The organism is Bradyrhizobium sp. 482_C4_N1_8 (genome assembly GCF_052075965.1).
Taxonomy (GTDB): Bacteria; Pseudomonadota; Alphaproteobacteria; order Rhizobiales; family Xanthobacteraceae; genus Bradyrhizobium; species Bradyrhizobium barranii.
Genome location: NZ_CP197231.1, coordinates 7,911,524 through 7,928,903, shown reverse-complemented (window position 1 = coordinate 7,928,903; position 17,380 = coordinate 7,911,524). Strand labels below are relative to the sequence as shown.

Sequence of the window (17,380 nt, the reverse complement as noted above, 5' to 3'; positions counted from 1 at the left end):
GATGAAGATCTACGGCGACACCAATTCCGGCAATTGTCTCAAGGTGAAGTGGGTCTGCGACAAGCTCGCATTGCCCTACGACTGGATCGAAATCGACACCCGCAAGGGTGAGACGCGCACGCCGCAATTCCTGAAAATGAACGGCGCCGGCCAGGTGCCCACTGTCGCCTTCGACGACGGCCGCACGCTGGCGCAGTCCAATGCCATCATCCGCTATCTCGCCCGCGACAGCGCGCTCGTTCCGCGCGATACCTTCACTGCGGCCAAGATGGACGAATGGCTGTTCTGGGAGCAGTACAGCCACGAGCCCTATATCGCGGTGTGCCGCTTCCAGCTGGTCTATCTCGGCAAGGATGCGTCCGAGCTCGATCCTGACAAGGTCAAGCGCGGCTATGCGGCGCTCGACCGCATGGAGCAGCATCTTGCGGCAAGCCGCTTCTTCGCCGGCGAGGAAGTTTCGCTCGCCGACGTCTCGCTGCTCGCCTATACCCGCCTCGCGCATGAAGGTGGCTTCGATCTCGGCCGCCATGCCGCCATCCGCCGCTGGATCGGCGAGGCCGAAGCCTGGCTCGGCCTTCCACCGGCGCGCTGAGAGTCGCGCTGATTCTTGGAGTTTCCCGACATGAACGAGAAGTCCGTCTCCATCCGTCCCGCGCGCCGCGAGGACGTTGCGGCGATCGTCGCCATGCTTGCCGACGATCATCTCGGGCGCGCCCGCGAGCGCGTGGAGGATCCGCTGCCTGAGTCCTATTACCAGGCGTTCGAGCGGGTCGCGCGCGATCAAAATCTCACGCTCGTGGTCGCAGAGAGCGAGGGCAGGGTGGTCGGCTGCCTGCAGCTTGCGATCTTGCCGGGCATCAGCACGCAAGGCGGCATCCGCGGTCTGCTCGAAGATGTCCGCGTTGCTTCCGATTGTCGCAGCCGCGGCATCGGCGAGCAGCTGGTGCAATGGGCGGTCGCGGAAGCGAAAGCGCGCGGCTGCAATCTGGTCGAACTGCTGACGCATCAGACGCGAACAGACGCGCAGCGCTTCTACAAGCGGCTCGGGTTCGCTGCGAGTCACGTCGGTATGACTGTCCGCTTTTGACGCAGCTCGTCGCGAGCCTTGCGCGATCAGCAAATTCGGATCGCGCATTCGTTCATATTAAGAGCCGGTAAACTACCCAGCCGTCGTTCACGTTGAGCCGGGAACGAACGGTGCTACGGCAGCGTCAGACACCGGGCTCGGTCGGTTCGGGGATTTCGATGACAAGCTATTCCATGATCAAAGTCGGCAACGATTACGTCGTGCAGGCCAATGACAAATGCATTTTGAAAGTCGGCAGCCGCCGTCGTGCCGCGCAATTGATCAGCGATGCCACGGACTTGCTGAACGCGCTTGCCGTGGTCGAATCCCCCAAGATTGCGCCGGAAGCGCCTTCACTCCAGCGTGAGACGCCGGAACTTCCTTGACGACTCTTCCCGTTTCCCGTATCAGCCGCGGCGGGACACCTCCCCCCAACGGGAGGCTTACTATCTGGAAGGGTAGATCATGACTGTAGCGAAGCCCGCTTCGCGGCCGAACGTGCCGCATTTCTCCTCCGGCCCCTGCGCCAAGCGCCCCGGCTGGAACGCCCAAAATCTCAAGGACGCAGCGCTCGGCCGTTCGCATCGCGCGAAGGTCGGCAAGACCAAGCTCAAGCTCGCGATCGATCTGACGCGCGAAGTGCTTGAAGTGCCCGCCGATTATCGCATCGGCATCGTGCCGGCGTCCGACACCGGCGCGGTCGAGATGGCGCTGTGGTCGCTGCTCGGTGCGCGGCCCGTCACCACGCTCGCCTGGGAATCCTTCGGCGAGGGCTGGGTCAGCGACATCGTCAAGGAATTGAAGCTCAAGGACGTCACCAAGCTCAACGCTGCCTACGGTGAAATCCCCGATCTCTCGAAGGTCGATCCCAACAGCGACGTCGTGTTCACCTGGAACGGCACCACGTCAGGCGTGCGCGTACCGAACGCCGACTGGATCAGCGCGACCCGCGAAGGCCTGACCATTTGCGACGCCACCTCGGCCGCGTTTGCGCAGCCGCTCGACTGGGCCAAGCTCGACGTCGTCACCTTCTCCTGGCAGAAGGCGCTCGGCGGCGAAGCCGCGCACGGCATGCTGATCCTGTCGCCCCGCGCGGTGGAGCGGCTCGAGACCTACAAGCCGGCCTGGCCGCTGCCGAAGATCTTCCGCATGACCAAGGGCGGCAAGATCAACGAAGGCATCTTCGTCGGCGAGACCATCAACACGCCGTCGATGCTGTGCGTCGAGGATTATCTCGATGCGCTGAACTGGGCCAAGTCGATCGGCGGCCTGAAGGCGCTGATCGCGCGCGCCGACGCCAACACCAAGGTGCTGGCCGACTGGAAGGCGAAGACGCCCTGGATCGACTTCCTGGCCAAGGACGCCGCGATCCGCTCCAACACCTCGGTGTGCCTGAAGTTCACCGATCCCGCGATCACCTCGCTCTCCGAGGACGCGCAGGCCGACTTCTCCAAGAAGCTGGTCGCGCTGGTCGAGAAGGAAGGCGCGGGCTACGACTTCGCCTACTACCGCGATGCGCCGGCCGGCCTGCGCATCTGGTGCGGCGCCACCGTCGAGGCGAAGGACGTCGAGCTCTTGACCCAGTGGATCGACTGGGCCTTCGCCGAGACCAAGGCACAGCTCGCCAAGGCAGCTTAGTTTTTTCACCTCTCCCCGTTCTTACGGGGAGAGGTCGGATCGCGCCTGGCGATGCGAAGCATCGTCCAGCAGCAATCCGGGTGAGGGGCTCTCTCCGCTTGCACCTTCGCCTGTGGCTGCCGCTCACCCCAACCCTCGCCCCGTAAGAACGGGGAGAGGGGGAAGACAAAGCTTCTTCACTCAATTCCGGCCGTCGCAGGCCGATCCTCCCGTTAGGGAAGGCGAAGGATCATCCCCATGACCAAACCCAAAGTTCTCATTTCCGACGCGCTCTCTCCCGCTGCCGTGCAGATCTTCAAGGATCGCGGTGTCGAGGTCGACTTCCAGCCCAACCTCGGCAAGGACAAGGACAAGCTTGCCGAGATCATCGGCAATTACGACGGTCTCGCCATCCGCTCCGCGACCAAGGCGACCGCAAAAATCCTCGAGAAGGCGACCAACCTCAAGGTGATCGGCCGCGCCGGCATCGGCGTCGACAATGTCGAGATTCCCGCCGCCACGGCCAAGGGCATCATCGTGATGAACACGCCGTTCGGCAATTCGATCACGACCGCCGAGCACGCCATCACGCTGATGCTTGCGCTCGCCCGCGAGATCCCGCAGGCCGACGCTTCGACCCAGGCCGGCAAGTGGGAGAAGAACCGCTTCATGGGCGTCGAGATCACCGGCAAGGTGCTCGGTGTCGTCGGTTGCGGCAACATCGGCTCGATCGTGGCCGACCGCGCGCTCGGCCTGCGCATGAAGGTCGTCGCCTTCGATCCGTTCCTGTCGCCGGAGCGCGCCAAGGACATCGGTGTCGAGAAGGTCGAGCTCGACGACCTCTTGAAGCGCGCCGATTTCATCACGCTGCACACCCCGCTCACAGAGAAGACGAAGAACATCATCGACGCATCCGCGATCGCCAAGATGAAGAAGGGCGTGCGCCTGATCAACTGCGCCCGCGGCGGCCTCGTCGACGAGCAGGCGGTGGTCGATGCGCTGAACTCCAAGCACATTGCGGGTGCCGCTTTCGACGTCTTCGTCGAGGAGCCGGCGAACGCGAACGTGCTGTTCGGCCATCCCAACGTGATCTGCACGCCGCATCTCGGCGCCTCCACCACGGAAGCGCAGGAGAACGTCGCGCTCCAGGTCGCCGAGCAGATGTCGGATTACCTGCTCACCGGCGCGATCTCGAATGCCGTCAACTTCCCGTCGATCACGGCTGAAGAAGCGCCGAAGCTGAAGCCGTTCATTTCGCTCGCCGAGAAGCTCGGCTCGTTCGCCGGCCAGCTGACCGAATCCGGCATCCTCAAGGTGCAGATCACCTATGAGGGCCACGTCGCCGAGATGAAGATCAAGGCGATCACCTCGGCCGTGCTGTCGGGCCTGCTGCGGCCGATGCTGGGCGAGGTCAACGTGGTGTCCGCCCCCGTCGTCGCCAAGGAGCGCGGCATGGTGGTGGACGAGATCGTGCGCGCCGCCCAGAGCGACTATGAGAGCCTGATTACCGTCACGGTGGCGACGGAGCGCCAGGAGCGCTCGGTCTCCGGCACCGTGTATCATGACGGAAAGCCGCGCCTCGTCGACGTCAAGGGCATCCGCGTCGACGCCGAGTTCGGCAAGTCGATGATCTACGTGACCAACGAGGACAAGCCGGGCTTCATCGGCAAGTTCGCGAGCCTGCTGGGCGACGCCAAGATCAACATCGCGACCTTCCATCTCGGCCGCGTCGCGCCGGGCTCCGATGCCATCGCGCTGATCGAGGTCGATGGCGTCGTGCCGCCCGATCTGCTCGCCAAGGTGCAGGCCCTGCCGCAGGTCAAGCAGGTCAAGGCACTGACGTTCTGAGGCGCTCGCGCGCCACGGAATGACGGCCGTCATATATTCCGACCTGCGGAACAACCACGCCGCCCTCCCGAGAGGGCGGCGTTTTTGTTAATGCTGCGGCCCGCTTTATTTCTCCCAAGCCAGTCGAACTTTGTGTACCAATGGCGTCCAGGACGCTCCGTTCAAAATCGTTCGAAAAGGGAGAAGACAATGCGTGAAGCCGTCATCGTTTCCTATGCACGCACGGGCCTCGCCAAGTCCGGCCGCGGCGGGTTCAACATCACGCCGCCGATGTCGCTGGCCGCGCATGCCATTCATCACGCGGTCGACCGCGCCGGCGTCGAGAAGGACTATGTCGAGGATTGCTATCTCGGCAATTGCGCCCATGGCGCGCCGAACATCGGCCGGCAGGCCGCGCTGCTCGCCGGCCTGCCGACGACCACGGCCGGCGTCTCCGTGAACCGCTTCTGCTCGTCGGGCCTGCAGACCATCGCGATGGCCGCCAACTCGATCCGCTCCGACGGCGCCGACTGCATCGTTGCCGGCGGCGTCGAGAGCATCTCGATCCCGGGCGGCGGCTCGCCGAAGGAATCGATCGATCCGGAGCTGCTCAAGGTCGCACCCGATATCTTCATGGCGATGATCGACACCGCCGACATCGTCGCCGAGCGCTACAAGCTCAGCCGCGAATACCAGGACGAGTTCTCGCTGGAATCGCAGCGCCGCATGGCCGCGGCCCAGCAGGCGAACAAGTTCAAGGACGAGATCGTCCCGATGAAGACCAAAATGAAGGTCGTCGACAAGGCGACCAAGGCGGAATCGATCGTCGACTACGTCGTCGATCGCGATGAGTGCAATCGTCCTGAAACCACGCTGGAAGGATTGGCAAAACTCGAGCCGGTGAAGGGCCCCGGCAAGTTCGTCACCGCCGGCAATGCCAGCCAGCTCTCGGACGGCGCCGCCGCCGTGGTGCTGATGGAAGCCAAGGATGCCGAGAAGCGCGGCCTCAAGCCGCTCGGCCGGTTCGTCGCCTGGGCAACGGCCGGCTGCGAGCCGGACGAGATGGGCATCGGCCCGGTGTTCGCGATCCCGAAGCTGCTGAAGCGCACCGGCCTGAAGATCGACGACATCGATCTGTGGGAGCTCAACGAGGCCTTCGCCAGCCAGTGCCTCTACTCGCGCGACAAGCTCGGCATCGATCCCGCCAAGTACAACGTCAACGGCGGCTCGATCGCGATCGGTCATCCCTTTGGCATGACCGGCGCGCGTCTCACCGGCCACATCCTCCAGGAAGGTGCGCGCCGCAAGGCCAAGTGGGGCGTCGTGACCATGTGCATCGGCGGCGGCCAGGGTGGCGCCGGCCTGTTCGAGATCTACAGCTGAGCCAGGCCACGTGAATGAGAAAGGCACGGCGCCGCAAGCGCCGTGCCTTTTTCGTTGCAGCAATCGCCTCAAGCTCGAGGTCAGCAGGTTCCTGGACACGGTGCGCGGCATGATCGCGCGCCGCTCGCGACAGCAAGACGCATCTTGGACTAGGCAGCCGACATATTCTTCACGGTCGTCTCGGCTTGCTCGGCGAGCCAGTTCACGAACAATTCGACGCTGCGATCGCCGATCAGATCGGCTGGCCACTGGGCAACCTGAATTTTTGTGCACTCGACTGTGGGGTAATTGGCGAGTGCGGACACGAGGCGTCCAGACGAAACCGCATCTGCGATCAGAAGCGAGCGCCCCAGTGTCACGCCGGCCCCCTCGGCCGCAGCCGACATGCACATTCCCATGTCGTCCAGCGTCAGGCTGCCGGCGGCAGCGCCCGATTTCGGCAATCCCAGGCGTCTGAACCAGGAGGGCCAGCCCCAGTCGCCGGTCGCGTTGTCGCCTTTGTGGATGAGCGGCAGGGCCAGCAGGCCGTCGGGGTCGGTCAAGGGACGCCGCCGGGGCAACAGGTGCGGTGCGCAGACGGGAAAGATCCGCTCCCAAAACAGCGGCAATTGCGTCGACGTCCGCCGTGCGTCTTCGCTCGCGTTCCAGACAATTCGCACGTCGAGCGGCCGCCTTGAGCTGTCCCCTGTCTCCAGTGGTTTGAGATCAACGTTGATCGACGGATGTCGCGCCGTAAAGTCCGGCAGACGGCGGACGAGCCACCATGTTGCCAACGCCGAGCTCGCGCCCACGCGCAACGTCGTTCGGTTCGAGCGCCGCCGCACCTGAGCATCCAGCGCACCAAGCGCGTCGAGTGCTGCCGCAAGCTCCTGCCTGAGCTGCGCGCCGGCGGGTGTTATCCCGATCCCCGGGTTCTGCCGTTGCAACAATGCGACCCCGAAATGGTCCTCCAGCTTTCGGATCTGATGGCTGACCGCACTCTGTGTGACGCCCAGCTCCGCCGCGGCGCGTGTGAATGAACCATGGCGGGTGACGGCGTCGAACGCGACGAGGGGTGCGAAGGGTGGCAAGCGGCGTGGCATCTCGGTCTCCTCAAGCCATGATACAGATTCATGAGCTTTTGAGGAACCATCATTCGACCAGAGCCTGTTGCCCGGCCATCCATGCTCGATGGAGGCCGCAACGATCATGCTCGACAAACCCCAGCAGAATGATGATGAAACGCGGAGCGCCAGTTGGCGTGCCGACGACGGCCATCGCGGCAATCGCATGTCCCTGGAAACGGCGACGCTGCTTGCAGCGTGCTTGAGCGGCTTTCTGTTTCAAGTCGACCTGACCGCTCTGGCAGCTGCCTTGCCCGACATTGGCCGCGACCTCGGCGCCGCTTCCGCGCGAGCGGCCTGGGCCATCGACGTCTATAGCCTTGCCTTGATCTTCTGTCTGCCGATTGCAGGTAGCCTTGCCGACAGATACGGACGCGTTCAAATGTTCACTTGGGGTGCAGGGCTGTTTGGCCTGGCTTCTCTGCTGTGTGCGTGCGCGACCACGTTCGACGTTCTGCTGACATTCCGCACATTGCAAGGTATCGCCGGTGCTTGCATCACCAGCACCTCGTCCGCCCTCCTTGCCGGTGCCTACGAGGGGCCTCGCCGTGCGCGGGCGTTTGGACTTTGGGGCACGATCGTCGGTGCCTCGATGGTCGCTGGCCCGCCGCTCGGATCGTTGCTGGCCGATACGATCGGGTGGCGTTGGATTTTTTGGGTCAACTTGCCGCTTTGCGCACTCTTGGTTGTTCTGGTGCTGTGCAGAATTGGCAATGGGCTCGACCAGCAGCGTTCGAGCGCCAAGGTGGATTGGCTCGGTGCCGGCCTTCTTGCGATCACGTCGGCGACGCTCGCGTTTATGTTGCTGGAAGCGCCCGCGCTCGGCGGCATCGCGTCGGCGACGTTCCTGGCGGGCCTCGCCGCTTCGGGGATTGCGCTGCTTTTGTTCGTTTGGGTGGAACGCCGGCACCCCAACCCGGCGTTCGATCTCAAGCTGTTCGGATCCCGGCAATTCATCGCGATGTGCCTCGTCCCGATCGCGGGATCGACCGGATTCTGGTCGCTGCTCGTCTACGTGCCGCAATTGGCGCGCGGACCATTGGGACTCAGTCCGCTCGGGGCGGGCTGGCTCCTGGTCGCGCTCACGTTGCCGATGATGGTGTTGCCGCGCTATGGCGCGGCCTTGACGACCCGCATCCCGTCACGGTCGTTCTTCTGTGGTGGTCTCGCTCTTATCGGCGTGGCTGACCTGGCGCTTGGCGCGATCTCCGGCGCACATGCGGGGCCGGGCACGCTGGCCATGACCGTCATCGCGTTGCTGGTCAGCGGATCAGGCTGTGCCGTGATCAACGCTCAGATCACCGCCGCCGCCGTGTCGGCGGTTCCCGGCGATCGTGCGGCGACCGCATCGGCCATTTGCGTCACGATGCGGCAAATCGGTTTCAGCTTCGGGATCGCGCTTCTGGGCGCGGCCCTGCAACTCAGCCCGAATGGCGACTATCTCGCCGCGTTCATCGTTGCAGGCGCATCGACCCTTGCCCTGACCGCCATCGTCTATTGGCTCATGGACGGGAAACAGGCTGCATAGCGGCGCGCGCCGTGCCCTTTTTGCTTGGGCTTTGCCAGAGAGCGAGATGAGTTTTGGTTGAACAGTAAGGGACGCGCCGCTCTCTCGCTCCCTCACCCCGCTCCTACGGGGAGAGGGTGGGGTGAGGGGCTGTCTCCACAGGCTTGATTTGAGTTGAGGGTATGAAGGGTTCGGCGGCATCAGAGATGTCGGGTGGACCGCCCATCGTGGCTGCACGTTGCCCTGCCCCTCACCCGGATCGCGCCGGACGATGCTGCGCGTCGCCGGGGGCGATCCGACCTCTCCCCGCAGAAGGGCGGGGAGAGGTTGAAGGCAACTTAAGCCCCCACCGCCACCGGTGCGAACACCACCTCGATCAGCGTGCCGGAATTGCCTGCGCTCTTGATGTTGAACCGGGCGCGGTTGGCTTCGACCAGGGCCTTGGTCAATGACAGGCTGAGCGCCGAACTGTCCGCGGCATCGCCGGGCGGTGGCGTGCGGAACGGCTCCATCGCGGCGGCGACCTCGCGCTCGCTCAGGCCGTGGCCGGTGTCGCGGATGCGCAGGGCAATCTCGCCGCGGTCGGTGAGCGCGGTCGAGACGATGACCTGTCCGCCGGCGCTGGCGAGCCGGATCGAGTTCGAGATCAGGTTCATGGTGATCTGCCGCATCGCGCGCGCGTCCGCGCTCACCTGCGGCAGCGCATGCCCGAGCGAAGTGCGGATGATGATGCGCTCGCGGTTGGCCTGCGGCTGCATCACCGTGACGCAGGCTTCGACGAGATCGTTGAGATTGAGGTTGGCGAAATTGAGATCGAGCTTGCCGGTCTCGATCCGCGACAGCTCCAGCAGATCGTCGATGATGGTGATGACGCGCTCGCCGGAGGCGCGGATGTCCTTCATGTATTCGCCGTAGCGCTCGTTGCCGAGCGTCCCGAAGCGCTCGGAGATCATCACCTCGGCGAAGCCGATGATGGCGTTGAGCGGCGTGCGGATCTCGTGGCTGATCCGCGCCAGCATGTCGGCCTTGGCATTCGCCGCGCCGTCGGCGAGACGGCGGGCGTTCTTGAGCTCGCTCTCGCCCTTCTTGTTCTGCGAGAGGTCGCGGAACACGGCGAAGAAGTTCGGGCCGTCGGGCCTGGTGCGGCCCATGATCATGGCGAGCGGAATGACGCCGCCCTTCTTCTCGCGCCCCAGCACCTCGCGGCCGTGGTCGAGCAGGCTCGCGATGTCCTGGCTCTTGAGGCTCTCGAGATAGTCGACCACGACGTGCTGGCTCTCCGGCGCGAACAGCGTCACCAGGTTCCGCTGCATCAGCGCTTCGCCGTCATAGCCGAACAGCGCTTCCGCGCTGCGGTTGCAGGCGTGGATGTTGCCTTCGGCATCGAACATGACGATGCCCTCGGCGGTGGTGTCGAGGATCGCGGCGAGATCCTGGGCGTCGGCATCGCCGGCCTCGGGCTCGAGTTCGGGCGCGTAGGGGAAGGATTCCGCGACGACGGGTTCGACGACGACAGGCGGCGCGATGACTGGCGCAACAACGACGGGCGCCGCTTGCGGCAGCGCGCAGATCAGCGCGTGCGCGCTCGCGCCGTCCCAGTCGATCGTGTGCAGATGCGCTTCGGTGGTCGGAAGCGGCTCTTCGCCGTTCGCCACCGTCGCGCTGATCGTCACCGGCGTGCCGGCTTGCGACGTGCTGCTCGCCGACGACACGCCGGGCTCGACATAGAGCGCGTCCAGCCCGCCGGCATCCTCGAGCGCGCCCAAATTGGAATAGCCCATGCGCGCGAGGAAGGCGGGGTTGGCGTAGAGCAGCCGGTCGAGCCGGTAGATCAAAATGCCCGTCGGCAGCAGATCGAGCAGCGCGCGGTCGCGCACGCTGTGGCCCTGCGCGGGCGGCGCCGGTTCGGTCAGCCATTCGGCCGGCGCCTGCGGCGCCTCGGGCTCCGGCATCGGAGGTTCGGGCGTGGTTTCCGCCGTCGGCGGCTCGGACGCGACGGCGGCAATGGTCTCGCGTTCGCGTTCGAGGCGCTCGGACAATTGCCGGGCGAGCTCGTTGAACGCGCTGTTCTCGACCGGGGTCAGCGTCGGCGATCGCGCATCGCCGGGCGGGCGGAACGGCACGACATTGGGAGGCGTTTCCACTGGTGTTTCCGGATCGGTTGGGTGTGAATTCGCGTCGGCTACGGGTTCGGGCAGTTCGGGTTCAGGTGTCGGCTCAGGCTCAGGCTCGGGTGCGGGCGGCTCGCTCGGCGGAGGCGGTGCCTCCGCCATGGGCTCCGGCTCCGGATCCAGTTCGACGACGTCGGCGGAGAGGCCGTGCTGTGCGGGCGGCGCGGCCAACAGCTCAAAGCGCCTGAGCGCATCGAGCCGGTTCAGTCCGTCGAGATCGCGGCAGACGCCAAAGCCCCTGAAGCCCGCGAAATTGCGCTCGCGGTCGTAGACCGGCAGGCCCGCGAGCTCGACTGGCAGATGCTCGCCGCCGTCGGCCGGCCAGTTCACGGTGATCCCGGCCCAGGTGTCGTGGCTTGCAAGCGCCTGCGCCACGCGGCCATCAGGGTCGAGTGCAAACTCGTCGGCAATCTCGCGCCAGGGGCGGCCGAAGCCGGCGGCGGTGTGTGCGCCGATCAGGTGGATGAACTCGTCTGAGCCGAGCACAAAGCGCCCCTCCGCATCCACCTGCCACAGGAAGCGCAGCGGATGCTGACGCGGTGCGGACGGCTCCGCTGGCGGCGGTTCGACCATGTGTGAGGTGATCGGCGCGGCCTGCGGCGACACAATGGCTTCTCGCGGGTTTTCAACCGGAGTTTTGGGCGCGGCGTCGATCGCTTCGCTGACAGTTTCCTGGACAGGCGCTTCGGCCGCCTCCTGGATCGTGACGACCTCCGGCATCGCGTCGCTCGAGGCGTGCGCGTCCGCGATCGCCTCCGATGGCGGGACGGTCTCGCTCGGAGCCGGCGTTTCGACCGGCTCGGCGAAGGCGTCGAACAGCGCGATTCCGGAGGCGGCCTCGTTCGGGCGCGCAGGCCGCGCATGGTCCGGCACCGCAGCCGGAGGGACCGGCGGAGCGTCGGGCGCGGGCTGAGCATCTTGTTCGCGCGCGCTATTCTCTTCGACATCGGGCGCCGCCGGCCGGGCGGCAGGCTCGATCAGCGCGACCAGGCCGACATCGGCGCCGATGCCGACCCGTTGCAGCACCATCTGGCCGATGCCGATCGGCGTCTCGGCGCGGCCTTTCATCAGCGCATCGCTGCGGGCCTGGTCGAGGCCGGCATCGCCGAGATCGCGGAAGCCGAGCAGGGAGCGGGCGGCTTCGCTGGCGCCGACGAACAGGCCGTCGGGCGCGAACGCCGCCATCGGCACCCTGGCGCCCTCGACGAGACGATGCAGGCGTTCGACCAGCGGCATGGAGCGCAGCGTCGGATCCATCGCGGTGACGAGCACGCCGGAGCTTCCATCGGCGAAGTCGAGGCGGGCGCAGGCGCAGGTCATCAGCATGCCCAAGCGGGCGCCGAACCCGTGCAGCCGTTCGAGCCTGATCGCGCCGTTCGGCGCCAGCCGGCGCGCGAGCCGGGCGACCTGGCGGCGATGGCTGTCCGCCGGGCCGAAGGTCCTGTCCGCGAGCGCTGTGCCATGGGCCGCGCCGAACAGCCTTGCGCCGACCGGATTGGCCCAGAGCACGCGCGTGCCGTCGATCGACCAGAGCCAGGCGGGCAACGGAGAGGTCGCGTGCACGGCCAGCCGGGGATCGCCCACGCCTCGCAACTGGAAATCCGAACTCGTCATCCGACCGGCTTCAAGTCTCGCTTGTCAACATCAGGGTGCAAGGCTGCCGGAATGACAGCCTTAAGAAAGGGTTAGTATCGCGCGCAGGCGCAGGCAGGTCCACGGCTCCGGTCTACACGGCCAAGCCTAAAGCCGCGATAACCTTAATGTAGCCGCCCCCGCAAGCCGCAGCCCAACGGCATCCGCAGGATTCGCGGGCGGGGCAGCCCAGCGAAATGCGCCAGATCGTCAGCGGCATCACAGGTGCCCATCCTCCCCTGGAGGGGGAGGATCGGTTCACACGCAGCGAAGCGGCATGCGAACCGAGGTGGGGTGACAGTCTCTCAATGGAGGCGGTGCCCGAGTGGAGAGATCACCCCACCCAGCTCGCGCTTTGCGCGATCGACCCCCGAGCGAGCTCCGCTCGTCTCGACCCCTCCAGGGGAGGGTAAGAGAGCGGCCAGCAGGCACCAGACTACCTCAACCCAGGGTTCCCTCAGGCGGAACCATCACCCTGACCGCGATTAAATTTCGCGGCGCAGCCCGGATCACGTTTGCGTTGCACAATGTTGACATCTTAGGCAGCGATAGTGATCGGCGCTGGGCGAGCCATCTTCTTGTATCGCGTTCCAGTGTTCGTTCCCGCTGAATTTGAGGCCTAGGTCGGGGCCGGCGGGCGCGCCAGAAGGCTCACTCCATTTTTTCTTTATCGTGAGGGACATCATGACAGGTGCGACTGATCCGTTTTCTGCCTCGATCATTCCGTTCGAGGTTCCCGAGCAGATGCGTGCGTTCGCCGAAAAGGGCGTGTCGCAGGCCCGCGAGAGCTACGCCAAGTTCAAGGACGCGGCCGAGACCCACAACGGCACCGTCGAGGCCGTGTTCACCTCCGCCAACAAGGGCGCGAGCGAGTACACCGCCAAGCTGGTGGAGTTCATGAAGGCCAATACCAGCGCCCAGCTGGACTTCGCCCAGCAGCTGTTCGGCCTCAAGTCGCCGGCGGAAGCGCTGGAGCTGTGGACCGGCCACACCCGCACCCAGCTCGAGACCTTCCAGTCCCAGGCCAAGGAGCTGGCCGAGCTGACCCAGCGCGTCGCCGCCGAGACCGTCGAGCCGATCAAGGCCTCTGCCTCGAAGTTCTACAAGCCCGCCGCCTGATTAGGCCGGCTGGTTTAAATTAAGAAACCCGGGCCTAGAGCCCGGGTTTTGCTTTGGAAATAACCTCGTCGGAAGCGCGATTCTCGGGTTTTGCGGCCTTGCCAAAAACGCCCGTTGCACCTAGTTTCCGCCCCGTCCAGCCCCCCTTAGGTCGACGGCCCGTCCAGGCGCCCAAGGCGGCTCGCAAGGATGCAGTTGTAGCTCAGTTGGTTAGAGCGCCTGTCTGTGGAACAGGAGGTCGGTGGTTCGAGCCCACCCAACTGTACCAAGATTGCGGATAACACCGCGTTCCCAGCATCTTACTGATAGACCAGCAGGATTTGCGCCGCCTAAAATACAAAAGGCTGCACAAATGGCGTTGCGAATGGTCGCGTTGAATCGAGCCGCAGATGGTCGGTGGTTCGCCCGTAAGGGCATCCCCGAGGACGTACGCGAGGACTACCAACGGCTCTATGGGCACAAGCGCGAGGCGCACCTCAGGCTTCCGGCCGGTACGCCTAAGCACGAAGCCAAGGCCCGCCTCGGAGAGTGGGAGGCCGAGGTCGAGACCCGCATCGCGACCCTGCGGGCCCAAAGGAATGGCGAGGGTCAACCACTCACCAAGCTCAACGCAATCGCGCTTGCGGGCCGTTGGTACAACTGGTTCGTGAAGCAGCACGAGGCCGATCCAGGGAAGCCAACGTACTGGCGGGACTTCAGCGATCACGTCGTGTGGAATGTGATCCGCCCAGAGGCGCCTGACGAGTACGAAGAGGATCCAGGGTCCGACCCTCACGCAGATTGGCAATATGACCCAGAGGTGCGGGAAGCCGTGAGGCCGCAGATTGCCGAATTGGCGCGGGTCGCAACCTTCCTCGCCAACGAGGGGAAGGCGTTGAACCTTACCGCGCATGCGCTGTTCGTGGACGCTGTCAGCGACAATCTGTTGCCCGCAATCCAGCTATTGGAGAAGCGCGCGAATGGCGACTACGCCCGTGACGAGAGGCCCGATACCTTCCCGCCGTTCGCAGACGGGGCGCCGCGCTCGCCCAGTGTGAGTTGCTGGGAGCTTTTTGAGGCTTTCGTGCTTGCAACAAAGCCGGCGCCGAAGACGGTGACCCGTTGGCGGGCCGTTTTCCTTGAGATGCAGCGAGAGTGGTCCCTCCGACCTAGCTCCGGAAGGCCTAGCATGTAGAACGCCGGGCGCACGTTTTAAGGCCGCTAGACCCCTTCCGCCCTCGGCGAAATCATCACCGATACGAGTTTCGACACGTGTATCCGGGTTGTGGTGGATCAGTTGCTGACCTTGATTGCTGATGATGATCGAAGTGTGCTCAATTGAAAACGCGCTTTGCCATTTCATCGAATGGGACAGCAGTGCTCGCTTGAAGAGCATCGCCGCCAGTCACATCTCATAGGGATCGGGGATCGTTGGCCCGGCACACTGGCAACGCACCCACCGGCCCTCATTGAAGGTCGCGTGCGTCCAATAAGAGCGAGTACGGGCTGCGTTCGAGCACCGCTCGACACAGTACCTCTACGCAAACGCAACGGCACGAGCCGTCGAGGGAGACCTTGGCGGCTTTTGCGTGTGGCAGGCCTCCTGTGATTGACAGTTGAGCGAACCCGTGTCGACCCTTCGGCGCTGTCTGTGGGAACAGGAGGTCGGTGGTTCGAGCCCACCCAACTGTACCACCGTTGCGGATAAGTCCGCTTTCCCAGCAACTTACTGATAGGCCTGATGTATTTGCGCCGCCTAAAATACAAAAGGCGCTACAAATGGCATTGCGGATGGTTGAGTTAGTTCGAGCGAAGGGTGGCGGCTTTATCGCTCGAAAAGGTATCCCGGCCGATGTGCGCGACGACTATGAGCGCTTGTATGGGGTGCGCTGGGAAGCTCAGCTTCGGATACCGAGCGGGACGCCAATCCCCTTTGCGAAGTCACAGCACGGCGAGTGGTTAGCTGAGATTGAGACCCGTATCGCTGCATTACGGGCGCATAGGAATGGCGAAGGCCAGCCTCTAGGCTTAACGCTATAGCACTCGCTGGGCGCTGGTACGTTTGGTTCGTGAAGCAGCACGAGGCCAATCCCGATCCAGCAAAATACTGGCGGGAGTTCGGTGACCATCTCGTGTGGAATGTCATCTACCCCGAGGCGCCCGACAGCTACCACGAAGACCCTTATATGGACAGCTTTGCAACCTGGTTGTAACTTTCCAAAGGTTGACGTTCGGAGGAACGGTGGACGGTGGCAGACACGCCCCTAAACGACGCTCCGAAGTTGAACGATAGCAAATCCGCATCGTTCTCCACTCGCCTGCGTCTTCGCCTTGGGAAACTCGGCGCGATCATTGCGTCCGTTGGTGCTGTGGTCGGCGGGCTCGCGGGCTACTGGCACGCATGGGACATTTTGCACAGCCACGTCGGCAGAGATACGACCACGACTGCCGCGTCCACCGGTCTGATCGTCTCGAAGGGGCCTTCAGTAGCTGTATTGCCTGTTTCGAGCCCCATCGCCGCGCCGGGGCTTGTTTCGTTTGCCGACAGGGTAACCCAACAACTTGCATCCTCCCTCGGCAGGTTCAGCACTTTGCGAGTGATACCGCGCGCAACCGCTGCAAACTTTCTAAAGGAAGGTGATGATGCCATCAAAGCGGCCCGGAAGGCGCAAGTCGACTATCTGGTGAGCGGTGAGGTTCATCCATTGGGCGGCGGTGCTCGCGCGAATATCCACGTTTCGGACCTGCGCACTGGTACAGAGATTTGGTCGAAGTCCTTCGATGCGAATGCCGAAGGCGTGCAAACGGAAACGTCCGCGTACGAAATTGGCGACGCCGCCGCCGTGCAGATTGGTGGCTACCCCGGCGCAATTATGAACGCAGATTACTCGCAATCCCAGAACAAGCCGGTCTTCGAACTCAGTCCATATGAATGTATTGTTCATGCGGTAGTCGGGTCTGTACGTGGATTGTCATCCGCAATTCTGAAAGCGTTAGAGTGCTCCAAGCGACTTACCGAGCGACAGCCGAATAACGCATTCGCGTGGTCAGCACGCGCCACTGTTCTTTTTAACCAAAGAAGCATGGGGATCGGTCTACCGTCCGACCAAATTCAACACACCGATAAGCGTCTGTATTTGAACGAGGAAATCTTACGGGGCGCGACACGGGCCGTGGAGCTTGCACCCGACGATGCGTTCGCTCAAAGAACCTACGCTCTGGCGATGAGTACCAAATGTCAAATCCACCTGTACCGACAAGAATTGGAAAAGGCCCTCGCGCTCAATTCCAACGATGCGCGAACCCTCTCAGGAGGTATGTGGCTCGCCTTCATGGGGGACTGGGATGACGGGACCGCAATGGCCGAAAGGGCCATTCGCTTGGCGGGTCCCAATGCCTCGTTTGCTTGGTGGTTAGCGCCCGCAAAGCGACACTGGTGGAAAGGCGAATACCAACAGGCGCTTGAGGATTTCCGGCACGCCTACCTTGAGGGTTTTTGGCTCAGTCATCTCGATCAGGCGTACGCGCTGCCGTTTCTCGGTCGGTTCGACGAGGCCAAGGCGGAGGTCGGAAAGCTGCTGAAATTGCGCCCGGATTTCACCATGCGCGAGGCCGACAGTTATTATCGAATGTTCTGCTTTCAGCCCGAATACATCGAGAAAATGAACAGCGCGCTACGGCAGGCAGGGCTGCCAGAATAGAGAAGAAGCTCTGGAAGCCGACGCAGAGCACGCAAGTGCCTTCCCTATTAGATGGTCGTGAAGCTTCAGTGCCAGTCGTGCTCCGGCTACGTCGAGCTTCTCAAGAATACAAAAACGCGCTGCAAAAGCCGATCTTTGGCGAGCAAAAAAGCTAGGTTTATCAAAGACAAAGTTGAGCGGCGGCAGTACCCACCCAACTGTACCAGTCTTACTAACCCTCTAAATCGAACCACTCTGTTCGCTTCCTTTGGGTAGCGAATTTAGGATGCGGCGCA

13 protein-coding genes and 1 tRNA gene are annotated in these 17,380 nt (G+C 63.8%); 12 read left to right on the top strand and 2 right to left on the bottom strand.

Annotated features, from left to right (window positions below):
- Position 1: 1 nt before the first annotated feature.
- The 6 genes from AB7Z56_RS37550 (at position 2) to AB7Z56_RS37525 (ending at position 5,893) form a co-directional block, all read left to right on the top strand.
- Positions 2 to 592 (top strand): glutathione S-transferase family protein, encoded by a 591-nt coding sequence (locus AB7Z56_RS37550; protein WP_063985524.1) that lies wholly within the window; start codon positions 2 to 4, stop codon positions 590 to 592.
- A 30-nt stretch (positions 593 to 622) separates the two neighbouring features.
- Positions 623 to 1,087: a GNAT family N-acetyltransferase gene (locus AB7Z56_RS37545; protein ID WP_063985523.1), complete on the top strand. Its 465-nt coding sequence runs from the start codon at positions 623 to 625 to the stop codon at positions 1,085 to 1,087.
- Positions 1,088 to 1,260: 173 nt separating this feature from the next.
- Complete coding sequence (locus AB7Z56_RS37540) at positions 1,261 to 1,452, top strand: hypothetical protein (protein ID WP_014492058.1); 192 nt, start codon at positions 1,261 to 1,263, stop codon at positions 1,450 to 1,452.
- A gap of 79 nt (positions 1,453 to 1,531) precedes the next feature.
- The gene (locus AB7Z56_RS37535; protein ID WP_028151805.1) at positions 1,532 to 2,704 is read left to right on the top strand and encodes a phosphoserine transaminase; all 1,173 of its coding nucleotides are present in this window, start codon (positions 1,532 to 1,534) and stop codon (positions 2,702 to 2,704) included.
- A 237-nt stretch (positions 2,705 to 2,941) separates the two neighbouring features.
- Complete coding sequence (serA, locus tag AB7Z56_RS37530; protein WP_063985521.1) at positions 2,942 to 4,531, top strand: phosphoglycerate dehydrogenase; 1,590 nt, start codon at positions 2,942 to 2,944, stop codon at positions 4,529 to 4,531.
- Between the two features lie 189 nt (positions 4,532 to 4,720).
- A complete protein-coding gene (locus AB7Z56_RS37525; RefSeq protein WP_063985520.1) occupies positions 4,721 to 5,893 on the top strand; it encodes a thiolase family protein in 1,173 nt (390 codons plus the stop codon).
- A gap of 149 nt (positions 5,894 to 6,042) precedes the next feature.
- Here AB7Z56_RS37525 and AB7Z56_RS37520 read toward each other — a convergent pair whose 3' ends face one another.
- On the bottom strand, positions 6,043 to 6,975 hold the full coding sequence (locus AB7Z56_RS37520) for a LysR substrate-binding domain-containing protein (RefSeq protein WP_063985519.1): 933 nt from the start codon (positions 6,973 to 6,975) through the stop codon (positions 6,043 to 6,045).
- 106 nt (positions 6,976 to 7,081) lie between these two features.
- Between AB7Z56_RS37520 and AB7Z56_RS37515 the strand changes: the two genes are divergently transcribed.
- A complete protein-coding gene (locus AB7Z56_RS37515) occupies positions 7,082 to 8,524 on the top strand; it encodes an MFS transporter (protein ID WP_231143633.1) in 1,443 nt (480 codons plus the stop codon).
- Between the two features lie 317 nt (positions 8,525 to 8,841).
- Here the strand turns inward: AB7Z56_RS37515 and AB7Z56_RS37510 are convergent, their stop codons facing one another.
- Positions 8,842 to 12,288, bottom strand: a complete 3,447-nt coding sequence (locus tag AB7Z56_RS37510) for a PAS domain-containing protein (RefSeq protein WP_231143632.1) — start codon at positions 12,286 to 12,288, stop codon at positions 8,842 to 8,844.
- Positions 12,289 to 12,990: 702 nt separating this feature from the next.
- On the opposite strand from AB7Z56_RS37510, the gene AB7Z56_RS37505 reads away from it, so the two are divergent.
- From AB7Z56_RS37505 to AB7Z56_RS37485, 5 genes are all read left to right on the top strand, one after another.
- A complete protein-coding gene (locus AB7Z56_RS37505; RefSeq protein ID WP_063985516.1) occupies positions 12,991 to 13,425 on the top strand; it encodes a phasin in 435 nt (144 codons plus the stop codon).
- A gap of 191 nt (positions 13,426 to 13,616) precedes the next feature.
- A tRNA-His gene (locus tag AB7Z56_RS37500) sits at positions 13,617 to 13,693 on the top strand.
- Positions 13,694 to 13,789: 96 nt separating this feature from the next.
- A complete protein-coding gene (locus AB7Z56_RS37495) occupies positions 13,790 to 14,599 on the top strand; it encodes a hypothetical protein (RefSeq protein ID WP_231143631.1) in 810 nt (269 codons plus the stop codon).
- Positions 14,600 to 15,473: 874 nt separating this feature from the next.
- Positions 15,474 to 15,617, top strand: a complete 144-nt coding sequence (locus tag AB7Z56_RS37490) for a hypothetical protein (RefSeq protein WP_166103377.1) — start codon at positions 15,474 to 15,476, stop codon at positions 15,615 to 15,617.
- Positions 15,618 to 15,653: 36 nt separating this feature from the next.
- The gene (locus AB7Z56_RS37485; protein WP_441256766.1) at positions 15,654 to 17,105 is read left to right on the top strand and encodes a tetratricopeptide repeat protein; all 1,452 of its coding nucleotides are present in this window, start codon (positions 15,654 to 15,656) and stop codon (positions 17,103 to 17,105) included.
- Positions 17,106 to 17,380 lie beyond the last annotated feature (275 nt).

Excerpts from the sequence above, each read along its gene's own strand:
- AB7Z56_RS37505 (WP_063985516.1), top strand. The coding sequence starts at position 12,991 with ATGACAGGTGCGACTGATCCGTTTTCTGCCTCGATCATTCCGTTCGAG.
- AB7Z56_RS37510 (WP_231143632.1), bottom strand. The coding sequence starts at position 12,288 with ATGACGAGTTCGGATTTCCAGTTGCGAGGCGTGGGCGATCCCCGGCTG.
- AB7Z56_RS37515 (WP_231143633.1), top strand. The coding sequence starts at position 7,082 with ATGCTCGACAAACCCCAGCAGAATGATGATGAAACGCGGAGCGCCAGT.
- AB7Z56_RS37545 (WP_063985523.1), top strand. The coding sequence starts at position 623 with ATGAACGAGAAGTCCGTCTCCATCCGTCCCGCGCGCCGCGAGGACGTT.
- AB7Z56_RS37525 (WP_063985520.1), top strand. The coding sequence starts at position 4,721 with ATGCGTGAAGCCGTCATCGTTTCCTATGCACGCACGGGCCTCGCCAAG.
- AB7Z56_RS37550 (WP_063985524.1), top strand. The coding sequence starts at position 2 with ATGAAGATCTACGGCGACACCAATTCCGGCAATTGTCTCAAGGTGAAG.
- AB7Z56_RS37540 (WP_014492058.1), top strand. The coding sequence starts at position 1,261 with ATGATCAAAGTCGGCAACGATTACGTCGTGCAGGCCAATGACAAATGC.
- AB7Z56_RS37520 (WP_063985519.1), bottom strand. The coding sequence starts at position 6,975 with ATGCCACGCCGCTTGCCACCCTTCGCACCCCTCGTCGCGTTCGACGCC.
- AB7Z56_RS37535 (WP_028151805.1), top strand. The coding sequence starts at position 1,532 with ATGACTGTAGCGAAGCCCGCTTCGCGGCCGAACGTGCCGCATTTCTCC.
- AB7Z56_RS37495 (WP_231143631.1), top strand. The coding sequence starts at position 13,790 with ATGGTCGCGTTGAATCGAGCCGCAGATGGTCGGTGGTTCGCCCGTAAG.
- serA (WP_063985521.1), top strand. The coding sequence starts at position 2,942 with ATGACCAAACCCAAAGTTCTCATTTCCGACGCGCTCTCTCCCGCTGCC.